The organism is Phycisphaerae bacterium (assembly GCA_028714855.1).
Lineage (GTDB): Bacteria > Planctomycetota > Phycisphaerae > Sedimentisphaerales > Anaerobacaceae > CAIYOL01.
This window is the reverse complement of record JAQTLP010000007.1, coordinates 155058-177485: the sequence shown is the minus strand read 5'-3', so window position 1 is coordinate 177485 and position 22428 is coordinate 155058. Positions and strand designations below refer to the sequence as shown.

Below are 22428 nucleotides of genomic sequence, written 5' to 3'. Positions count from 1 at the left end.
GGAGTCGAGTTTTCGCATCAATCGCGCAAGTCCCTCCAATTATATAAGGGACGCATTCTGTCCCATCTGTGATTTGTCAGTTTAGGATTCGTTTATGACTTAAATTTTAACTTTTTATAGTCTGGTGTCTGGAGTCTTGCGTCTGTTGTCTGCCTTTGGCGGCCACGGAGATTTTCTATCAACTACGAACAATGAACTATGAACAAATAAAATTATGCAAAACAAAGCCAATTTTAGAAATGCCAAAAATTGCCGTAACCGTAGTATTAACAAGTACTAACAACTACAAACAACGAACTATGAACTACTCAAAACAAACCCAAACAAAGCCAAATTTACCAGCCTGTATGGCTGGTAAATTTGCCCTGAGCGAAGTCGAAGGGCCTATTAAAACAACCCCCGGCTTTGCCGGATTCAATCAACTAGCGACTATAGACTGGCGACCAGCGACTATCCGTTACACCTTGCTCATCGCGTCATTGAAATGGGTCAGCAGGGATTTCTTATCCGGCCCGCCGAGGTGCTCCCAGGGGAGGATTTCTTCTGTGTCAAATTGTTTTTGCGCTGCCGTGTCGATATCAAGACCGAATTTTTCAAAAGCCGCCTGCCATACAGCGGGATTAAAATATTCATCCCACAAATCGAATTTGGCGCCGTTTTTCCAAGCTTCTTCGATGACATCGGCCAGCCGCCTATCGCCACGTCCGATTGCCGATTCGAGAACGCTGCAATCAATGTTGTGGAATTTAAACTGCACCATTTTCGCCCGCAGTCTTCTTTTCTCATCGAGAATTAACTGTTTTGCCTGCTCGAAATACGCCTTGGGCTTTTGCGCCAGCCAGCAGAAAGGCGTGTGCGGCTTAGGAACAAGCCAGCTTACGGTAACATTGATTTCCCCCATCCTGCCATCGACCTTGCTCCGCAGTTTTGCCAATTGGTACGATAATTCGACAATCCGCTTAATATCTTCTTCAGTTTCGCCGGGCAGACCAACCATAAAATACAGTTTCAGCCGATGCCAGCCTGCTCTGTATGCCGATTCCGCGGCTGCGAACAAATCCTCGTCTTTCAGGGGCTTATTTAAAATCAGCCTTAATTTTTCACTTGCTGCCTCGACGGCGATTGTCAATCCGCCTTTTCTCACCGAGGTCATCAATGCCGGCAGCAGCTTTAACTGCTTATCAACGCGCAGGCTCGGCACGGAAAGGCCGACGTGTTTATCCCGGAAATACTCATTGAGTTTAGCGATTAATTCTTCGATGTCCGGATAATCGGCTGTTGATAAACTAAGCAGGCCTACAGAGTCGAAGCCGGTCGCGTGGTAACAGGCCTTGGCGATATTTACGATTCTTTCGACGCTGCGGTATCGGATAGGCCTTCTGCAGAAGCTGGCCTGGCAGAATCGGCATCTGCCGGGGCAGCCTCGCATAATCTCGACACTGATTCGCTCGTGAATAGCCTGGGTGAATGGGACGATTGGCTTAAGAGGCACAGGGGCGTTTTCAAAATCCTCGACAACGGCGTTGTTTAGTTTTTTAGGGTTTGAGTTGTAAAGAGAGGGCACGTATGCCCAGTCGAATTTTTCAGCGGCTTTGGCGAGGATTTCTTTTTTGGGCGTTCCAGCCTGCTTGCCGGATTTTACAAGCTCGGCCAGTTCCACGACGGCGTTTTCGCCTTCGCCAAGCAGGAACAGGTCGATAAAGTCAGCCATCGGCTCGCAGCAATTAGCCATTCCTCCGCCGGCGATTACTACGGGAGCGTTTTCATCGCGGGCAGAGCTACGGATATTGATTCCGCCGAGGTCAAGCATATTAAGCACATTGGTGTAGCAAAGCTCATTGGTCAGACTGAAGCCGACAATATCGAAACTCTTTAACGCAGCTTTTGATTCGAGACTAAACAGCGGGATTTTTTTGTCACGAAGGATTTTTTCCGCATCAACCCACGGCGCAAAGACGCGCTCGGCGGCCACGCCGTCGAGGGTGTTAAGGATATCATAGATTATCGCCAGGCCGGTATGGCTCATTCCGATTTCATATATATCGGGAAAGCAGAGCGCAACGGTAAGGCCGCACTGTGTGAGGTCTTTTTTGATTTGGTTTACTTCGCCGCCGATATATCTGCTCGGCCCGCGAACAAACGGGAGGAATTCCCGGCCAACCTGCTCATCCAGTATTATGATTTCTTTTTTATTCACAGGGGCATTATAGAGTGATTATCGATTATTTTCTATTGATTATTGCTCAATTATCAATTATCAAAAAGCTTATGTTGAAAGGATTTTTATGAACAGGAACAGCAGGATTGCGATTGAGATTGTTGTTTTTGCCTTTTTGGCGGCGGCGCTGTATTTCTTTGCCCCTGACAAGAATGCCGGCCGAGTCGATGCTGACAGCGGTATGCGCGAGGTGATGGGGACATTTGCGAGGGTCGTTGCCGTCGCGGCTGATTCAAACACAGCTAAGGGGTGTATCGAAGATGCCTTTGCGGAAATCAAAGAAGTCGAGAAGCTGATGAACTACCACAAAAGCGATTCGGAAATAAGCGAGCTGAACAGGGACGGATTTGCGCGGGCGGTTAGGGTCAGTAAATCGACATACGAAGTAATCGAAAAAAGCGTCAGGTTCAGCAAACTCAGCAGCGGGGCGTTCGATGTTACCGTCGGGCCTTTGGTGGACCTCTGGCATTCGGCGGAAGAGGCGAATTCTCTACCTTCCGACGCAGAGCTGCAGCGAGTTCACTCGAAGGTCGGCTGCGATAAACTTATACGAGACGCGAACGAAAGGAGCGTTCGCTTTGCGGCAAAGGGAATGAGAGTGGATTTGGGCGGGATAGCAAAAGGATACGCAATTGATAAGGCGGTTGAGGCGATGCAAAAGGGCGGGGCGGCAGGGGGAATGGTCGATATCGGCGGCGAAATCCGATGCTTTGGTTCACCGCCGGCAGGCCAAAATATCTGGCGAATCGGCCTGCAAGACCCTGTCGCGAATGATGTTATGAATGCAGGCAAACCTTTATTTATCCTCCGGCTGACTGACTCGGCCGTTGCTACCAGCGGCCATTATCATCGATTTGTTACGATAGGAGGGAAAAAGTACAGCCACATAATTAACCCTGAAAGCGGGCACAGCAGCGAGAGCTTGGCGAGCGTTACTATTATTTGCCCGAGTGCAGCTGACGCAGATGCCTTATCGACGGCGGTAAGCGTAATGGGCAGGGAAAAAGGGCTCGCCTTAATCGAGACAATACCGGATGCGGAGGCGATTTTAATAACTTCGCCGCCGGAGTATAAAGTCATAAAAACCAGCGGCGCAGAGAAATTTATAGATTGATTTAAGCGGTTACAGCAGCAGGTTTTTGGCCAGGCTGGCGAGGCGGCGGGGCGGTTGGGCCGCGAAATACAATTACGCAGGTCGGGCATTTTTCCATGGCGGCTTCGGTCTTCTCACTGGGCTGGAATTTGCTGTAATCCAATCGTGCCAAGTTTTCCTCGATAATGAAGATGTCTGTCTGTTTGGCACACAGGCCGCAGCCTATGCAGCCGACCTTGCACATCGAGCGGCTCACCTTGCCGCTCTCCTTGCTTTTGCAGGCGACGGTCATCATATTCTCACAGGCAAATGGAACCATTTCAATCAGGTTGCGAGGGCAGGCTTTTGCGCATGCGCCGCAGCCGGTGCATTTTTCGTAATCGACGGCGGCCAAGTCATCGATTATGTGCAGAGCGTCAAACCTGCACGCCGCCACGCAGTCGCCGAAGCCGAGACAGCCGAATTTGCACGCCTGCACATTGACCAATGCGTTTGCGGATGTGCACGTTGGTATCCCCTGATATTTTGCGTAAAAGGTCTTGTCGTCTGTATGTGCCCGGCAGTGGACAATCGGTTTTTTGGCCGGTCCCGAAGCGCTGATTTGGAGGTTCAGTATCTCGGCGATTTTAGCCGATGTTTTTGTACCGCCCGGCGTACATAAGCCTATCAGCGACGGCGTTTCAGCGACCGCTTTCGCGTAAGAACTGCAGCCCGCAAAGCCGCATGCCCCGCAGTCGAAGTGCGGCAGGACATCACGGATTTGTTCGACCTTAGGGTCGACCTCGACCTTAAGCTTTATACTCGCTATCAGAAGCACTACAGCAAAGCCGCTTCCCAATCCGAGCGTTATCAAGCCGGCAGGCCACACACTATTCCACAATTGATAAATGTCAGCTAATATCATTACTTATTCATCCACTTATTTTACCATTCCCGCAAACCCCATAAACGCCAGCGTCAGCAGGCCAGCGGTAATCAGCGTAATCGGCGCACCCTGGAGGCATTGCGGCACGTCAGCCAAATTCAGGTTCTCACGTATCCCCGCCATAATGCATATCGCCATCGTAAAGCCGATGCCCGCCCCGAAGCTCAGCACTGCCACTTCCGGCAGATTACCAATGCCCCAGAGGTTTATGAACAGGCATAATCCCAAAATGGCACAGTTCGTGGTAATCAGAGGGAGAAATATCCCGAAGCTGTCGTATAAAGGCGGGAAAAATTTTCGCAGGTACATCTCGACAAGCTGCACGGCACCGGCTATTACCAGTATGTAGCAAACGTAGCGCGTAACTTCCAGCCCATAAGGCATCAGCACCATGTGGTCGATAAGCCATGTCAGCACGCCAGCGAGCGTTATAACGAACGTTACGGCCAGTCCCATTCCGAAAGCCATATCGAGCCTGCCCGAAACTCCTAAATAGGGACAAATGCCGAGAAATTTCGTAAACACAAGGTTGTTGATAAGTACAATTGATATGAAAGCCGTCAGAAGTAAATAAAATTTATCCATAGTTAAGACCCTCGTACGGATTTTTGGGTAAATGTATTGACCAACGCCATCATGAGCCCCAGCGTAACGAACGCGCCGACCGGCATTCTCATCGCAGCCCACGGCACGAAACCTTTCCACAAAACAGGAATATCCCAGATGGTTCCAACCGACAGCAATTCCCGGATGGAAGCGAGAATACACAGCACAATGGTAAAGCCAATACCCATACTGATGGCGTCGACCGTGCTTACAAAAATCCCGCATTTGCTCGCGCACGCCTCGGCGCGGGCGATGATTATGCAGTTGACGATAATCAGCGGCACATACGGCCCCAATACTTCGCTCATCTGCGGCGTAAAGGCACGCAGAAACAAATCCGCTATCGTAACAAACGCCGCAATAGTCAGCGTAAACATCAGTATCCGCAGGTGCGGCTTGAGAAGGTTTCTCATAAGGCTGACCATAATGTTGCTGCAAAGCAGAACAAACAGCACACTCAGACCCATAGTAAGCGCCGGCTTTACAGCCGTCGTAACCGCAAGCGTGGGACACATCCCGAGAATAAGCCGAAGAACCGGGACCTCGGTCCAAAGCCCGCCTTTCAGCGCATCCGCGGCTGTCATTGTTTTATCTGCCACTGTTTACAATTCCTTTTTGTACGAGTTGTTTTTTTATTTGCTCGAGATAATTATTGAAGATATTGACGACCGCTGTGCTTGACACCGTTGCCCCGCTGATGGCGACAATATCGCTGTCGATTTTTTCTGCTGAACCCTGCTTGGTAAGAATCAGCGTCCCAACGGGAGCGCCTTTGAACTGGCCGCGGTAATAATTCCCTTTAATCCTGTCGCCGAACCCTGGTGTTTCATTGCTCGAAAGAACGCTGTAACCAGCGATTTTTTCGAAAGCTGCGTCAACGGCAATGACAAGCTCTATCTTGTCGGCAAAGCCGGCACCTTCGGCGTTGAAACAGAACCCCGTGGTTTTGCCATCGGAGGTGACAGCTTTGTAAACATTAGTCTTTACGATTTTGCCTTTGCCGAGCTCGACCTGCGCGCCTTCGAGAACAATCTCGAATTTGTTTGCGTCGGTCATAAGAGAGTTCATAAGGCCGTTGAGCTTGTCAATTTTGTTCTGCTCGATTCTTCCCGACCATGCCGAGTTGGTCAGAGCGAGTAAAAGCCCGAACGCAAAGGAACAGACAATCAGAAGCCAGCTCTGTTCTATGTAATTTGCGATTATTTTCTTAAGCATTCGGTTTACCTCCCGCAGGGACCAGTTTGCAGAACCTGTCAATCAGAGGCGTTACGGAATTCATCAACAGGACCGAATACATCACGCCTTCGGGATATTCGCCGAAGATTCTTATAAGCATTGTTATCATTCCCACGCCGATTCCGAAAATCCACCTGCCCTTTATTGTAAGCGGCGCAGTAACTGGGTCGGTTGCGATGAAAAACGCACCTATTAGCAGGCCGCCGCTGTACAAATGACTTAGCGGTGAAATATAGGCATCTCGATTGATAAGATACATAATCCCGGCAAAAGCCGAAGCAGATATTATGACCGCCAGCGGAATGTGGGGACGAATTGTTCGCCTTATCAATAAATAAGCTCCGCCGATTAAAAGCGCCAGAGCGCTTGTTTCACCGAGACATCCGCCGACTTCGCCTTTGAACATCGCTTCGAGCTGCTCATTTACATGGTCAGCCCCTTTTTTGGTTTTTATAGCCTCTTTGCTCCATGCCAGTGGCGTTGCCTGTGTCCTCGCATCAATTTTATTCTCGGCAGATATGACCGGCATCGAGCGGTCAATCGTGGCCGGCACAGTCCACGTTGTCATCAGCATACCGAGAGAGGCAGTGAGAAATGCCCTGCCGACCATAGCAGGATTGAATATATTGGCCCCCAGCCCTCCGAAGACCATTTTACCGATTGCTATCGCGAAGACGCTTCCTATTATTGCTGCCCAGACAGGGAGCGCCGGCGGAACCGATAACGCGAGGATTATACCGGTTACCACAGCGCTGAAATCACCGGTTGAGTTAGGGTTTTTGCGGATTAGATTACAAAGCCATTCGGTTGCAACCGCGGATAAACAGCAGGTAGAGATAAGAATGAGCGCATAAATGCGGAAATAATATCCAGCCGCGGCCATTGCAGGGGCCAAACCTATTATGACGTCTATCATCGCCCTGCGTGTAGAAAGCGGCTCACTTATATGAGGCGCACATGAAACTCTTAAGTCTCTCAGCATTTACTCGTTTTCCTTTAAGAACCGTCTGTATGTCATAAGAATTATCAGCCTGGTATCTTTTTCTTCTGTCTTGCAAGAGTAATTTTGCCTGTTTTGATATATCCTGCTATTTCAATTTTGGCCGGGCAAACATAACTGCAGCAGCCGCACTCAATACAAGCGCGGATATAATAACTTTCTGCTATGTCCCAAAGGCTGTTTTTCACCGCGTGGGCGATTTTAGTAGGCATCAAATTTTCAGGGCAAACTTCCAGACATCTGCCGCAGCGAATACAGGGCGTTTGACGTCTTTCAAATTTAGCCTTGCCTATTTGCTCTTCCGTTAAGACAGTTACAGCGCCGGTGGTTTTTGAAGTTGGTGTTGAGAGGTCGGCGATTGCGATACCCATCATCGGCCCGCCGACGACAACCTTTGCGGATTTTTGAGTTACACCGCCGCAGAAATCTATAATTTCGGAAACCGGCAGACCTATGGGCATGTAATAATTGCCCGGCTTGGCGATTGCCTCTCCGGTAACGGTTACGACCCTGTGAGTCAGCGGACGTTTGCATACGACTGCCTCGGCGATTGCGGCTGCGGTAGCAACGTTTAACACTACAACGCCAATCATAGGAGGGATTCCGCCTGTTGGAACGTATCTGTTGAGAACTGCTTTTATGAGCTGTCTTTCACCGCCTTGGGGATATTTCGTTTTGACCGCGACGACCTTAATATCGTCGTCTCCGGAAGTTTTCAGTGCTTCGCTAAAACTATCGATTGCCTGCGGCTTGTTATCTTCGATGCCGATGAAAACCTTCGAGCAGCCGGTCGCTTTTCTCGCAAGTTTGACTCCTGCAATGATTTGGTTTGTCCACTCTAACATAATCCGATAGTCACAGGTGATATACGGCTCGCACTCACAACCGTTGATAATCAAAGTTTCCTTCGGCTGCTTTGGATTCGGGTCTATTTTCACTCTCGTCGGAAATCCCGCACCACCCATACCGACAAGACCGCCTTCGCGTATGGCTGTGCATATTTGTTCGACCGAGTATTTTTCTTCACTGAAACTGCTTGTAAATTCACTAAAAACCGGCTCTTTAGGAAGATTATTTTCGGTGTTTGCTTCGATGACTACCGCCGGGCTTCGTCCGAGCACCGGGTGCGACTGCAGCGAGATTTCTTTTACTTTGCCACTGATTGGTGAATGAACCGGAGATGATACGAATGCGTCGCTGTCGCCGATTTTCTGTCCTGCCTGAACAAGGTCTCCCTTTTTTACCGTCGGCTGGCAGGCGGCTCCTGTATGCTGGCTTAGCATTATCGCGACTTGTTTTACGGCAGGGCCCGGCTGTATACTGCTTTCACAGGTGAGGTTTTTGCTCTGAGGAGGGTGTGTTCCACCGGGGAAAGAAAACCTGCCTTTAGTATCAATTTTCATATATATCCTGGTGTTACTCGTTTTTGTTAAGGCGTTTGCTTATTGCCTTTATAATCAATATCGCCACGAGAGTTACTGACAACGCCAGCAGAAAGTCGAGGGCTGTTCTCAGGCTCTTCAAGTCCGTTGTTCCGGCTAAAATCCTTTCAAAGGCTGCTAATGAGACAATAAAAATGAGCAGGGGCAGCAGGAAAGCGACCACAGCTTTGAAAACAACCGAGGGCCCCTTGGCTTTGCCCAATTGCTGATAAATATCCTGGCACTTGTGCTTCTGGTCACATTCCTGACAAGGTTTTAGCTCTGCCATAGCGTTTACTATTCGTATAAAATAAGCCGTTTCTTATAGTAAATATCCGCCGGGTTTTCAAATAAAAATTCTATAAATTTGGAATACGTACTTTACTCTCTGTGAAAAAAAAGTCCGACTTCATAATCGGAAGTCGGACTTGATAGAATTACTATCTTTGTACTTTCACCCGGAACAACGACAAAACACCACATCTGCCTTGCGCTCGACTAAAGAGCGGTGAAAAGTTTATCAGTTTTGCTATTTCTTCTTTTCTGTTGCTGGTGATGTGTCGCCGCGAGCTTTCTTTCTCATATCTTCTAATGCGCTATAACCGCATTTAGGACACCTATCTGGGAGATCGTTGCCAGTCCCTCTTTCGAATATGATATCGCATTTTTGACATTTTTCAGCTCGATAACCGCTTGCCTCATTACACTTGGGGCAAACAATTCCCGGTACGGTCATACCACTTCGATTCTTTTCTATATATTCGAAATAATCTTTCTTATCCATTTGCCAGGTGTTTTCACACTTTGGACTGCGGCACTTGATCCAAATCATAGTGCCTCGTTTGATGGAAGCAATGCCCCCATCGGCTCCGGATTGAGATGCAACAGTTATTACAATAGCTGCAACTATACACGCCACAATGATTCCAATCATAATTATTTTTTTCTTGCCTTCTTCCATACCTAAATCTCCTAATAAACAGCAATATAGTTAGCGATTTACGATAATAAACTATTACTTATTGTGTTATTTGTCAAATGCTTATTTTTTTATTATTTACGGACCGGCAGAATATTTATCGGTTCGGTCTGTGCCATTTTAAGGATTCTGCCAGGCTCTTCCGGCATACTCGTACGGGCCGAAAGATATGATGCTTCAATAACGGCCATATCCTTTAGGTTCTCCCTGCCGCTGCTGCAAAGCTTGTTTTTATCAGGCAATAATATACTTAGTGCAAAGTTTTTCAGCAGGGCTGTATACCAGATGAGTTCATCGTCGTCGTATGCTGATTCCTCGTTTGTCTGTCCAAGGCCGTCGCTGATGGCAAATCGCGTGTTGCTGACCGTTAGAATCTTATCCTTGCCGTAGACCTTAAGAACTTCCTGTTCCGAGCCAAAGACCCTGCTTGCTATCAGATTGCCAAAGAAAGTGTCGGTAAATTTCATCGTTACCACCGCCGTATCCTCTGTCAGATAAGACCTCTGCTGTCTGTCGCCGGCTGTATTGGTATTCAGGGAATAGACCTGCTGCGGCGAGGCTATGCTCCAAACTATCTGGTCGATTATCTGGTAGCAGTTACGCAGCAGCACTCCTCCGCCGGCCAATTTCGGGTCGGTTTGCCAAGTGCCCGCTTGCTCATTACCAACGGCACAGAAGGCAGTTATCAAAAAGATTTGCTCAATCCGGCCTTGCTGTAAGAACTCTTGCAAAGCAAGGTAACTTCGGGCGAACCGATGGGGATTTGCGATGGCAAATTTTATGTTTTCATCTTCGGCAAGGTGGACAAATTCCGCAGCTTCCTGAAAATTCCTCGCCAAAGGGGCGAGTTTAAGTATGTTGGTTTTCTTTTTCATCGCCATTTTGATGTATTCGTCGCAACTGTGAACGCCGGCGGCGACTAATAAACAATCGAACTGGTTTTGCATTATGAGCTGGCGGTAATCGTCGTAATGGTCACACTTGTATTTGTAACCTGTTGATTCAGCAAGAGTTGCGTCTGTGTCGGCGACGGCAGCGATTTGAAAATAGTCGATTTGGGAGATGACTTCGAGCAGAAACTTGCCTTTATCATCCAAGCCGAGCACCGCGGTTTTTAATTTGCCTTCGCTCATTATACCTTGCCTATAAAATAGTTACGATGAATACAGAAATAAAGTTCGATAGGTGATATGATAAATGAAATTCGCCGATAGCTCAAAATATTTTTAGAAAAGTGAGAGATTTGTGGGTGGAAAATGGGGTCTGCGTTTTGCTCCGAGGTGTTAAAATAAGGAAGATGGGTAAAGTGGGGTAGCACCAAACGCGCAAGTTTGCGTTTTTAAGCGGGTGTAAAGTGGTAGAAATTGCTAAATATTGGTAAAAGTGTGCGCAAAAGTGAGACAAAAGGTATTGAAATGGTCAAAAAATGTGTGAAAAAATGTTAAAACTTATGGTAGGCAATGCAAACTATAACTATTCGCAGCTGATATAAAGATTAATCACAAATTACACGGATTTCTCAAGAATATTCTTGACAACGGGGGACAGGGGCATATAATACACGATACAACAGCGATAGTTTTTCCCAAGCTTTTCTGAAAACAGGAGGCGGTGTTGGAAAAATGCGGAATATCATTTCGGGTCTTTGCGAGTTTATTGAACGCTAATGGTGCGGAAAGCCTGCGCTTTGAAAAAAATTAACCACGAATGAACACGAATTGACATAAGCTTTTTAGACGCAGATTTCGCGGATTACACTGATTTTAATATAGAAAGCTGAATAAAAAACAAAGCTAATCAGAAAGGGAGAAAAAATGGAAACCGGAAAGAAACGAGCGAAAAAGTCACCCGCCTCCCCGCCTCTCGGCGAGGCCGAGGGTCAGCGAGGCCAATGGTTTGCTATTTTATTACTAATTTTGGTGCTAAGCCTGGTATGCAGCAGCTACGGCGCAGATACCACTGCTCCAAGGCCGGTCCCGGCGAAGTGGCGGATTGTCCCGATAACACTTGGGCCAAATTCAATTCAGATGGCTTCCGTAACTGCTTTGGATCAAGCCAATAGTGTTCCCATAGAGTACTTGTTTGAGTGCTCCAGTGTCCCCTCAGCCAGCAGCACATGGCAAACAGACACCAATTACGTTGCTACAGGCCTTACTCCGAGCACTGTGTACACATTCAAGCTTAGGGCACGTGATAGCGCTTTGAATATGACCAGCTGGTCACTCGTTCGCTCCGCAACCACAGATGCTGTAACTACACCACCCGTACTGCGGCTGGACCTTAACTACACGCCAGATAATAACGAACCAAACACACAGGTCAGTTTTACCAAGTTTAGCATCGCAAACAGTGGAAGCGAAATAAATGGTGTTACAATTGATTTGGGAGGTACCATTACATCAACCAGACGTGATGACCCTTGCGGTGGATGGTCGAGATACGCCGGCTCACCCTTAATGCCGGGCGACCCATGCTATTATGCTCAGCGAGCGGGCGAGAGAATTTATCGCGATTTTGTCTTCGGTGTTAATCCGAGCGGAGTTACAATCACGCTATGGGGACTTGGCATCAACCGGGACTGCAACATAACCATATGGGCATACGACAGCCAAGTCACAGATGCCAATCGAGTCGCTGAATGGTATGCCAACGGCACATATATTTTTGACACAAACTTCATAGGCGGTCCGAATAGTCGGCCTTTGCAGGATAACTATTCTCTCTCCGCCTCTAATGATTTCTGGAAGTGGGCCTTTAGCGGAAGAGTCACGGCAGATGATTTTGGCAGAATTATCCTGACGAGCGAAAGGGCTCCATCCAGTCCGACAGGCCAGCCTTTCGCCTTTGTTAACGCCTTACAGGTGGAGCCTATAGGAGATTTCGTCCCGACAAGATATGCCCACCGTCCGGTGCCGTTTGATGGGACAGAAAACGTGCTTGTAAATGGGGTGCTTAGCTGGAGGCCTGGGGTGGATGCCAACAAACACGATGTATATTTGGGCACCGATTGGGATGATGTCAACGACGCCAGCAGAATAAATCCGCTGGGCGTACTGGTTAGTCAAGACCAGGAGCCTAACACCTTTGACCCTTATGGTATTACCGGCTTTCTCAAGTTGGACCACACTTACTACTGGCGAGTTGATGAGAATAGTCCGCCTAATGTCTATAAAGGTGAGGTCTGGAGCTTTAGGACATTAGCGTATTCTGTTGTGGACAACTTTAATCATGTGTATGACGTCTTCTACCCTGACAGGATTAATGATACCTGGAAGGATTACTGGACCCAGGGTGCACCCAGGACTAAGTCGCAAGTTTATAATATGTCAGACCCGAACCACGATGGAACAACGTATCAGTCAATGAGCGATGAATCCTACGATGACGCAAGTTTATTTATGCTCACCAGCAGCATTCGCGGGACGGCTGAGGCAGCGTGCAGGCCTTATAATAAGCTGTCAGAGGAAGAGAAAAATCGAATTGACGGAACTGGCAACTATTCAGCCGCCGATTACCAGCAGGATTCATATTCGTTAGATACGTTATCTGGTATTTTTGCAGGAAGTGCTGAGGGTATCGTCTATCAATATTATGGAGGAACAGACTGGCTCATCGTCTCGCCGGATTTGGGCGGGTCAGTATTATGCTTAGTTGAATATCAAAACGCCATTTACGCCGGAACACGTGATGGCAAGGTATGGAAAACCGTATTTTCTCCAGGGACTGGTTACATTTGGACAGAGGTAATGTTCCCATCTGGCCAAGAACCGGGTCAGGTGAATGCTCTCATCGAATATAAAGGGGAGTTATACGCTGGTACCGGATACGGTTCGGCGAAATTATTCCGTTTACATGGTAATGACCAATGGGAATTTGTAACAACAGCGAATGGGTTTGCCGGCATCCGTTGTCTTTATGTATATCAGGATATCTTGTTTTTAGGAGATATTGCAGAAGATAGATTTGGACACTATTATGAAGGTGTATATACTTATGATGGTATGTATGGTATAAGCTGCATCTGGGATTTTCAGGAATATAATAACCGGCTATATGCTGGTTCCTATCTTGGAGATGTATATCGCTTGCAGGAACTACTGCCTAATCCATTAACAAGTTTTACTTGGGGGAAAGTGCGGGAAGCTGATAATTATGATACCTGGGAGCTTGAAACATTTCAGGGCCTCTTATATGTTTCTCATTGCGGAGAGCTTTTAACATATGATGGCGATACATTTTCCGAATCAACCATAGTAATTCCTAATGGAAATACGATTATTGCCATGCTAACGTGTAAGGATGGATGGGGAAATCTTCTGATTGGAGTCGGCCAAGAAATGGGTGCTGGCGAAGGTTGTACCGGCACGGTTGGCAGAATCTATCTGTATAACGGGACAGAGTTGATATCAATTTCCGGAGAAATCGGAATGGGGATCCAATGCTTTCTTGATACAAGAAATCTTATACAACTGACCCAGTCTGACGATGTCAATGATGGTGATTGTGTTGGGCCGGGGGATGAGATAAATTACAGGATTGATTACAACTATCCCATGGAGTCAAACATTGGGGATATTTATGACGTGAATATTGTTGACGAACTGCCGGAGGAGGTAAGGTTTATCTCGGCAGATTCCAATGGGACTTATGACCGATGTTCACATACCATCAGGTGGAATCTCGGCACGCTGGAGCCGGGTGAGTCGGGTTTTGTTACGCTGAAAGTCCAGGTGAAATGTGCCGGATGCGATTGGACAGGCAGCATAATCAAAAATTGCTGCGCGATAAAAAGCGTTGGCCAGACATTAGGCATCGCTTGCGAAAGCACGCCCAAATGCTATGCAAGTGACCCGAGTCCGCGTTGCGGGACAGATGTATCAAAGGATGTGGTTCTTGGCTGGAGGCCGGGGCCGAAAGCTGTTACGCATGATGTATATCTCGGCATCGATAGAAGCAAGGTGGCCAGTGCCAACAGAAGCAATCCGCTGGGTGTGCTGGTCAGTCAAGGCCAAGATTCTAACACTTATGACCCTTGCGGACTTCTCGAGAAGAACCAATGTTACTACTGGCGGATCGATGAGGTCAATGACTCCAATATCTGGCGGGGCGGTGTATGGCACTTTAGAACAGGCGCGGATGATATAACTTTGGTTGGTGATGGTCCGCAGTACTCGATGGGGTATTGGTATAGAAACAACCTCACGCCATACTTCTCTGAGGTCAGAGCGGATATTGGCACCGGAGACGCTCAATTGCCTATTGACAAGAACTGGCTTGGGATGAACGCCAAATCACTGACGATGTGGTTCTATGGCATATCCACCAATGCCGTCACTGAGAAGATGTATGTGACACTGACCGATGGCACGAATACCGCGAAAGTACTATACAAAGGCGATATGAACGACATAAGGGCAGAAGAGTGGCAAGAGTGGGATATCGACCTGCAGTATTTTGCAGACCAGGATGTGAATCTATCTAATGTTGCGAAAATCTATATCGGGTTCGGCGACGCTACCAATCCCGCCCCCGCAACAGGTTCAGGTACCGTGTATTTTGATGATATCCGGCTGTATAATCGCAGATGTGTTCCTGAACTGTTTGAAGGTGATTTGGATTGCGATTGTGTGGTCAATTTCAGAGACTTTGCTATCCTGGCGAATGAGTGGCTCGAGACGGGATGCTGTGAGGCTGACCTGTATGAAGATAATAAGGTCGACTTCAATGACCTTGCTATTCTGGTAGATAACTGGCTTGAGAAGGGATAATTGTGGCCGTGAGAGGAATAGTCGATAAACCGGAGTGGATTAGAGAATTGGCAATACTCACGCGGGCAACCACGGCCAGAGTAACCCCTGCCGCGAGCGGCAGGGCTAACCAACCCCCAAGCAGGCTTGTGGGGGCTAAACATATTTGAGATTGCCACGGCCTACGGCCTCGCAATGACCCCGATGAGATAGTAAACAGCACATCTCACGGGGCAGGCGGGGTAAATTTTGCCATCTGGTCAAGGCCATCGAGGCATAATTGTGACCAGGTTTCCATAGAATCGCGGACATCGTGCAGTTCGGCGGGGGTCATAAAGGACATCTGGGTAATCATCTGCTCACGTCTATTGACGTTCGGCTCATCGAGAGTCCACAAGTGAACGATTCCCAAATGCACCTGGCCAACCTCATTCGAGTCGTCATTAAGAAGAGCAACAACTTTATTCTCGTATTTCGCTTCTACCGATACCTCTTCGGCAACTTCACGTTCAACAGCGGTAAGATAAGCTTCATAAAAGTTGTTATTGAATAACGGCATATCGTCGCCGGGGTTTATATGGCCTCCTATGCCGATAGAACGTTTGGCGACAAGGCGGGTTTCGCCTGCACGCTTTCCGCGGACGTAAGTTAGGTATTTGCCGGCGCAGGTCATAATAACATAGGGAATAAGCTGTTTGTATGAAGGGTCTTTCTCGGCTTTTGAGCGAGGTATGAAGCGCGGGACGCCTGTGGCGAAGATTTTGTCGCGATAGCGGTCAACGTCGAAAGCAAGGCCATTGAATGGGCCGAGCTGCTCAAAGATTTTTCGCTCGATTACCAGAATCTGCTCTTCGGAAGCCACGCTGCAACTCCTTAAATTAGAACAGCCAGGGTGTCAGGAAGTCCAGGGGCCGCGGGAATTCCGGATTATTTGGAATAATAAAGTGCTCCGGGACAGGGAATTGGGAAGACAGAAACAAAACTTCTTTGCCGACATCCTCAATAACGGATTCGTTGTCGATGTTTTCAACGATTTTGTTTATAAAGCCGGCGATGAGTCGCATCTGCTCTTCCTTCATACCGCGAGTGGTAACCGAGGGAGTACCGATGCGCAAGCCGCTGGGGTTGGCGGGGTGGTCCGGGGCCATAGGTGTAGTGTTATAATTGGTTTCGATTTTTGCTCTATCGAGCGCTTTAGCGAGCGGTTTACCCTGGACTTTCTTGTTTCTCAAATCGATTAGGATTAAATGATTATCAGTTCCGCCGGATGAGAGGTTAAAGCCGTATTCGAGGAGTTTTTCGGCGAGAGCCTTAGCATTTTTGACAATCTGCTTTGCATAGGCTATGAACTCTGGGGTGTCGGCTTCGGCCAAAGCTACGGCGACAGCGGCAATAGTATTCATATGGGGGCCACCCTGCATACCCGGGAAGACGGATTTATCGACTTTGTCTGCGTGCTCAGCTTTGCAGAGCAACATACCGCCGCGAGGTCCGCGCAAGGTTTTGTGTGTCGTGGTCGATACGATATCGGAGTAGGGGACAGGGCTTTTGTGCATTCCTGCGACGACAAGGCCTGCAATATGAGCAATATCACTGACGTGATAGGCGCCGACTTTTTTTGCGATTTGGCCGAACGCCGCAAAATCGATTTCCCTCGGGTAAGCGGTCGCTCCGGAGATTATGATTTTGGGTTTGTATTTTTTCGCAAGTTCTTCAATCTGGTTATAGTCGAGCCGGCCGGTGTTGGGGTCAACATTGTACCTGACGGAGTTAAAGATTTTGCTGGTGACGGAGACTTTCCAGCCGTGGGTTAGGTGTCCGCCATGTGGGAGTGTCAAGCCCATAATGGTATCTCCGGGGTTGATTAAGGCCATATAAGCGGCGACGTTAGCCACTGAGCCGGAGTAAGGCTGGACGTTAGCGTGGTCTGCTTTGAACACTTTTTTTGCGCGTTCACGAGCTATTGTTTCGATGATGTCAGTAACCTGCTGGCCTTCGTAGTATCGCTTGCCGGGATAACCTTCGGAGTATTTGTTTGTGAGGCAGCTTCCGTTGGCTTCCATTACGGCCCGCGACACGTAGTTTTCGGAAGGGATAAGGCGGATACAAGCGCTTTGGCGAGCCTTTTCCTGTCTAATAAGCTCATAAATCTGAGGGTCATAGCGTTCAAGAGCAGTTGCCATGTTAGTTTCTCCTTAGAGTATTTTTTAAGGCTATCATTTTGCGCCATATTGCAAAATGGAACGGAGTTTTTATAGCACAAGAACGGTTTTTATACAAGTATTTATTTGTTGACAAATTTCAGCCGAAAGTTAGGATAAATGTTTTAGAACCGCATCGAAAAAGGGAAAAGATATAAAATATGCCGGAAAAAGATATTAGTCAGGTATTGGCCAAGGCCAAGGACTTTTTTGAGAGGGCATGGTCGGCATCGGAGAGAAACGATTTCGATTACGCTATCGACATGTATCTCGAAGGCCTCCGATGGGTACCGGATGCGGTTCAGGACGGCCATATAAGGCTTCGTGAATTGGCACTTTATCGCGAGAAAAAAGGCTGGCCCAAGCCATCGGCGGCAGAAGCAGCGGAACGGCTTGGAGCTAAAACAGCTCTTGAGCAAATGCTCGGAGCTGAATACCTTCTTGCCAAGAACCCGGGCCATTTGCCATACGCCGAGGCGCTACTAAAAGCTTCGATAGCAGGCGGTTATAGAGAAACGGCTAAATGGATTGCAGATTTGATGTTTCTGGCGAATAATAACGCCAAAAAGCCATCCTTACAAATATATCTTTTATTAAAAGATTCATACGCAGCAATCGGTCAAATAGACAGAGCGGTAGCTGCGTGCCGAATCGCTATCAGACTCAAACCGGGGGACTCGGTTTTGGTGAGCGAGTTTAAAAAGCTCTTAGCCAAACAAGCAAAGGCCGACGAAGGGGACGTTATGAAGGTTGAGGACCGCCGTCTGGCAGCAGTTGAAGCAACATTAGAGCGCGAGGCAAAAGAAGATGATAGTCAGTTATTGGCTAAGGCCCGTGCTTTTTTCGAAGTGGCGAAAAACTCTTCGGAGACGGATAATTTCGATTACGCCATCGATATGTACCTTGAGGGTTTGCATTGTGCTCCCGATGCTCTCCAGGAAGGCCATATACCGCTTTGCGAGCTGGGCCTTCGTCGGCAGGGAAGAGGCGGCAAGAAACCATCGATGATGGAAAGAGTAAAACGTATGGGAGGTAAAAACGCTCTTGAGCAGATGCTTAACGCCGAATATCTTTTCGCGAGAGCACCCGACCATTTGCCGTATGCCGAGGCGATGCTGAAAGCGGCGGTGGCAGGGGGTTACAGAAAGACGGCCGGCTGGATTGCGAATTTTGTGTTCCAAGGAAACAACGCGGCTGCAAAACCATCTGTGCACACATACGTTCTTTTAATGAAATCATACGAAGCCCTCGGAGAGCTTGATAAGGCGGTAGTTGCGAGCCAGCGAGCGTGCAGACTTAAACCTGAAGACAAAGGGCTGACGGATGAGTATCAGCGTCTCTCGGCGGAACTGACTGTTGCCAGCGGTAAATATGACCAGGAGGGAGATTTCAGGCAATCCATAAAAGACCGCAAAGGCCAGGAAAAACTTCAAGCCCAGGAGAGCGTTATCAAGACGGATGCGTACCGCCAATCAGCGGTCGAAGACGCCAGGAAAGCAATGGCACAGGACTCAAATCTGCCCAAGAACATATTTAATATGGCGGAGGCTTTATCGGATTTGCGAAACGACAAAGCTGAAGACGATGCAGTAAAACTACTGGAAGATGCGTATGAAAAGACGAGGAATTTCAGCTTTAAGCAGCGAGCAGGCCAGTTAAAGATAACACATCTCAAACGCAGGATAAAAGAGGCGGAACCCGCTCTTGCGGCCAAACCCAGGGACGCGCAAGCTGAGTCAAGGGCAGCAGAATTGTCGGAGCAGCTAAATGAGACTGAATTGGAACATTACCGTCTCAGTGTGGAAAATTATCCAACCGACCTTCGGGCAAAGTACGAATATGGTGTTCGCCTGATTCGTTGTAAGAAATATGACGAGGCGATACCTTTGTTCCAGGAGGCCCAACGAGACCCGAGACATAAGATTACAGCGATGGATAAAATAGGGTTTTGTTTTCTTATGAAAGGCTGGTATACAGACGCAATCGACGTTTTTACGCGGGCGATGGAGGCCTACGAAATAAAAGATGATAGCATTGCAAAGGATTTACGGTATAATCTTGCCCGCGCTTACCAGGAACAAGGTAATACTGAGAAGGCTTTGGAGATTTATCGCAAGATTGCCCAGCTTGATTTTGGATACAAAGATATTCGTCAGCAAATAGATAAATTGAGAGGCGAGAAAACAGAGCCGACGTCTCAGTGAATAAGTATTTGTAAATAAAGAGACAGTGATTTTCAGGAGATTACAGTGGCACATTCGTTATCAGCAAAAAAAAGAATTAGGCAAAACGCAAAAAGAAAGACGATTAATCGCTCGCGTAAGGCCCAAGTAAAGACGCAAATTAAACGTTTCGAGGCGGCATTAGCCGGCGGTGACGCAAAGGCCGCGAGTGAACAATACAAGCTTATTGCCAAGAAACTGGACAAGACTGCTGCTACCAGCACAATACATAAGAGGACCGCTGCGAGAAAGAAGTCGCGTCTTGCCAAACGGCTTAATGCTCTTAAGGCGAAAGTTGGATAACAGCCGATTGCCAGCACAATACGCTGCAGAGTTTTTAGTTTGACTTCAGATGAATATATCGCCCTGTCGATATTGAAATTGACCGGGCGATTTTTTACTTTTTACAAGCAGGCCAAATGTCTGAGATTTTCAAGAGACAAATAATTAAATTTTTGAAGCACCGGGACTATACGCCGCTGAAGTTAGCTCCGCTGGCAAAGGCACTGGGGGTAAGCCCGGAAGATTATCCGCATTTTAAATTAGCTTTTGAAGAATTGCGCCGAGCAGGGCACGTAATGATAGGGACCGGCAATTTGGTCAGTCTGCCGCCGTTATCCGGCCGAATCATAGGAACATTCAGGGCAAACCCGAGAGGATTTGGTTTCGTAATACCACTGGAACATAATTTGCAGGGCGATTTGTTTATACCGCCGAACGCAACGGCAGAAGCAATGACCGGCGATATCGTTGCCGCCAAGGTCGTCCAAAAAGGCGAGCGAGCCGGACAGATGCGATACAGCGGCAATGTTGTCGAGATTCTCGAACGAGCGCAAAACAAGATCGTTGGAACCTTAGTGAAACGGCCTGAGGGATGGATGCTTGAGCCGGACGGAAAAGGATTTACCGAACCAATCGGGGTTGACGACGTTACTGCGAAAAATGCGAGGGAGAAGGACAAAGTTGTCGTCGAAATACTAACATGGCCGAGCGAGAAATATCTGGCCCGCGGGGTGATTATCGAAGTTTTAGGCAGGGCAGGGCAATATGAAAGCGAGATAAGGTCAGTAATCCACCAATATCATTTGCCAGGCGAGTTTGAAGCCGACTGTATTGAGCAAGCCCGCAAGGCCGCCGCTGAATTCAAGCCAGAGGCAACCGGCAGTCGGGAAGACATAACGGGGAAAGTGGTTATTACGATTGACCCGCCGGACGCGAAGGATTTTGACGATGCGATAAGCATAGAGAAAAACACAGAAGGCAACTTGGAACTCGGTATTCACATTGCGGATGTGAGTTTCTTTGTGACGGCGGATTCGCCGCTGGACGTGGAGGCAAAAAATCGCGGCAACAGCGCATATCTGCCGGGCAGGACCATTCCGATGCTGCCGGAGATTTTAAGCAACGGCATTTGCAGTCTGCAGCCTGGGCAAAGACGCTTTTGTAAAAGTGCATATATAACTTATGACCGTGAAGGTAATATTCTGGGAAGACGTTTTGCGAACAGCGTTATTAATTCGATGCAGCGTTTGACCTACGAGGATGCTGACAAAGCTCTGAAAGGCCATACCAAAGAGATTAAGCCGGAAGTTATTAAGCTGCTGAAAGATATGGAGATGCTCGGCCGGGTAATTGAGAGACGGCGAGAGAGAAACGGGATGATACATTTAGATTTGCCGGAGATAGAATTGGTGATGGATAAATCTGGGCGTGTCGTTGACGCTCGCCCAGCCGATACAAGCTATCCGCATACGATAATCGAGATGTTTATGGTCGAGGCCAACGAGGCGGTCGCGTCACTGCTGGACAGAATAAATGTTCCATTTATGCGGCGGATTCATCCGGACCCTGACGCTCTGGGAATGAAAAGTCTGTCGCAGCTCGTCCGGGCGTTCGGAGTCAGTGTGCCGCAGGTGCCGGACCGAGCCGCCATACAGAAGTTATTAGCTGCGGTCAAGGAAGCAGATTGCTCCTTTGCGGTGAACATAGCAGTATTGCGAAGTTTCGAAAAGGCCCAATACTCACCGCTGAATATAGGGCATTATGCATTAGCTTCAACCCACTATTGCCATTTTACCAGCCCGATACGGCGATACGCGGATTTACTTGTGCATCGCCTTTTGGAGTATTATCTGCAAAATCGTCTCGATGCGGCCAAGGGGGACACTGCGGAACCGGATTTGACCGAGATTGGAAAGCACCTCACCTTTACAGAACAGCGGGCAGACGATGCAGAGAACGAACTGAAAGCCGTCCTGATATTACAGATGCTAAGCAAACGCACCGGTGAGGAACTTGACTGCGTAGTAACGGGGCTGACGAATTTCGGCGTATTCGTGCAGTCACAAAAGTTCGGAATAGACGGCCTTATTATGATGGAAGATTTAGGGGGTGATGTCTGGAAATATAACCAAAAGGCCCAATGCGTTACGGGAATGCGCTCCGGCGAAAACATTCGTTTGGGCAAGGCGATAAAAGTGCGCATAGTTTCAGTTAACGTTCCAGCCAGGCAGCTAAAATTGGTTCCTGTCAAGCCATTGGTAACACCTGCCTCAGAAAGCTCGTTTCGGCGCAGAGGCCGAGACGCAGCGAAAGGGAAAGACAGGGGAACAAAAACCCCCAAAAAAGCAAGACGCAGGGAGAAACGCAGACGAAGCCGACACTAAAAAATATTCTAAAGAAAACTATCGGAGTCATACTGATTATCATCGGTCTTGCGGCCCTGGTTACTCCTCTTACTCCCGGTTCGTGGCTTGCACTGATAGGGCTTCAGATGGTGG

17 protein-coding genes are annotated in these 22428 nt (G+C 48.2%); 5 read left to right on the top strand and 12 right to left on the bottom strand.

What is annotated here, in order from left to right; all coding sequences use genetic code 11:
* Nucleotides 1-457: 457 nt before the first annotated feature.
* Nucleotides 458-2197, bottom strand: a complete 1740-nt coding sequence (locus PHG53_07520) for a TIGR03960 family B12-binding radical SAM protein (GenBank protein ID MDD5381467.1) — start codon at nt 2195-2197, stop codon at nt 458-460.
* 88 nt (nt 2198-2285) lie between these two features.
* Between PHG53_07520 and PHG53_07515 the strand changes: the two genes are divergently transcribed.
* Nucleotides 2286-3332: an FAD:protein FMN transferase gene (locus PHG53_07515; GenBank protein ID MDD5381466.1), complete on the top strand. Its 1047-nt coding sequence runs from the start codon at nt 2286-2288 to the stop codon at nt 3330-3332.
* A gap of 1 nt (nt 3333) precedes the next feature.
* Here the strand turns inward: PHG53_07515 and PHG53_07510 are convergent, their stop codons facing one another.
* From PHG53_07510 to PHG53_07470, 9 genes are all read right to left on the bottom strand, one after another.
* Entirely contained in the window at nt 3334-4215 is an 882-nt protein-coding gene (locus tag PHG53_07510) for an RnfABCDGE type electron transport complex subunit B (protein MDD5381465.1), read from the bottom strand.
* Between the two features lie 15 nt (nt 4216-4230).
* On the bottom strand, nt 4231-4821 hold the full coding sequence (locus tag PHG53_07505; GenBank protein MDD5381464.1) for an Rnf-Nqr domain containing protein: 591 nt from the start codon (nt 4819-4821) through the stop codon (nt 4231-4233).
* Nucleotides 4822-4823: 2 nt separating this feature from the next.
* Nucleotides 4824-5441: an electron transport complex subunit RsxE gene (gene rsxE, locus PHG53_07500; GenBank protein MDD5381463.1), complete on the bottom strand. Its 618-nt coding sequence runs from the start codon at nt 5439-5441 to the stop codon at nt 4824-4826.
* A complete protein-coding gene (locus tag PHG53_07495; GenBank protein MDD5381462.1) occupies nt 5431-6057 on the bottom strand; it encodes an FMN-binding protein in 627 nt (208 codons plus the stop codon). The genes rsxE and PHG53_07495 overlap by 11 nt, the downstream gene beginning before the upstream one ends.
* A complete protein-coding gene (locus PHG53_07490) occupies nt 6050-7060 on the bottom strand; it encodes an RnfABCDGE type electron transport complex subunit D (GenBank protein MDD5381461.1) in 1011 nt (336 codons plus the stop codon). Before PHG53_07490 ends, PHG53_07495 begins: the two co-directional genes overlap by 8 nt.
* Before the next feature lie 44 nt (nt 7061-7104).
* The gene (gene rsxC, locus PHG53_07485) at nt 7105-8481 is read right to left on the bottom strand and encodes an electron transport complex subunit RsxC (protein ID MDD5381460.1); all 1377 of its coding nucleotides are present in this window, start codon (nt 8479-8481) and stop codon (nt 7105-7107) included.
* A gap of 13 nt (nt 8482-8494) precedes the next feature.
* Nucleotides 8495-8788: a SoxR reducing system RseC family protein gene (locus tag PHG53_07480; protein ID MDD5381459.1), complete on the bottom strand. Its 294-nt coding sequence runs from the start codon at nt 8786-8788 to the stop codon at nt 8495-8497.
* Between the two features lie 240 nt (nt 8789-9028).
* Nucleotides 9029-9460: a hypothetical protein gene (locus tag PHG53_07475; GenBank protein ID MDD5381458.1), complete on the bottom strand. Its 432-nt coding sequence runs from the start codon at nt 9458-9460 to the stop codon at nt 9029-9031.
* A 92-nt stretch (nt 9461-9552) separates the two neighbouring features.
* Nucleotides 9553-10611 (bottom strand): Gfo/Idh/MocA family oxidoreductase, encoded by a 1059-nt coding sequence (locus tag PHG53_07470; protein ID MDD5381457.1) that lies wholly within the window; start codon nt 10609-10611, stop codon nt 9553-9555.
* A 681-nt stretch (nt 10612-11292) separates the two neighbouring features.
* Here PHG53_07470 and PHG53_07465 point away from each other — a divergent pair.
* Nucleotides 11293-15246, top strand: a complete 3954-nt coding sequence (locus PHG53_07465; protein MDD5381456.1) for a hypothetical protein — start codon at nt 11293-11295, stop codon at nt 15244-15246.
* A 205-nt stretch (nt 15247-15451) separates the two neighbouring features.
* Here PHG53_07465 and PHG53_07460 read toward each other — a convergent pair whose 3' ends face one another.
* The gene (locus PHG53_07460) at nt 15452-16087 is read right to left on the bottom strand and encodes a hypothetical protein (GenBank protein MDD5381455.1); all 636 of its coding nucleotides are present in this window, start codon (nt 16085-16087) and stop codon (nt 15452-15454) included.
* Nucleotides 16088-16103: 16 nt separating this feature from the next.
* Nucleotides 16104-17408 (bottom strand): serine hydroxymethyltransferase, encoded by a 1305-nt coding sequence (locus PHG53_07455; protein ID MDD5381454.1) that lies wholly within the window; start codon nt 17406-17408, stop codon nt 16104-16106.
* Between the two features lie 179 nt (nt 17409-17587).
* Here PHG53_07455 and PHG53_07450 point away from each other — a divergent pair, with 179 nt between their 5' ends.
* From PHG53_07450 to rnr, 3 genes are all read left to right on the top strand, one after another.
* The gene (locus PHG53_07450) at nt 17588-19630 is read left to right on the top strand and encodes a tetratricopeptide repeat protein (GenBank protein ID MDD5381453.1); all 2043 of its coding nucleotides are present in this window, start codon (nt 17588-17590) and stop codon (nt 19628-19630) included.
* A gap of 45 nt (nt 19631-19675) precedes the next feature.
* Complete coding sequence (rpsT, locus tag PHG53_07445; protein ID MDD5381452.1) at nt 19676-19951, top strand: 30S ribosomal protein S20; 276 nt, start codon at nt 19676-19678, stop codon at nt 19949-19951.
* A gap of 116 nt (nt 19952-20067) precedes the next feature.
* Complete coding sequence (gene rnr / locus PHG53_07440; GenBank protein ID MDD5381451.1) at nt 20068-22314, top strand: ribonuclease R; 2247 nt, start codon at nt 20068-20070, stop codon at nt 22312-22314.
* Nucleotides 22315-22428: the final 114 nt, after the last annotated feature.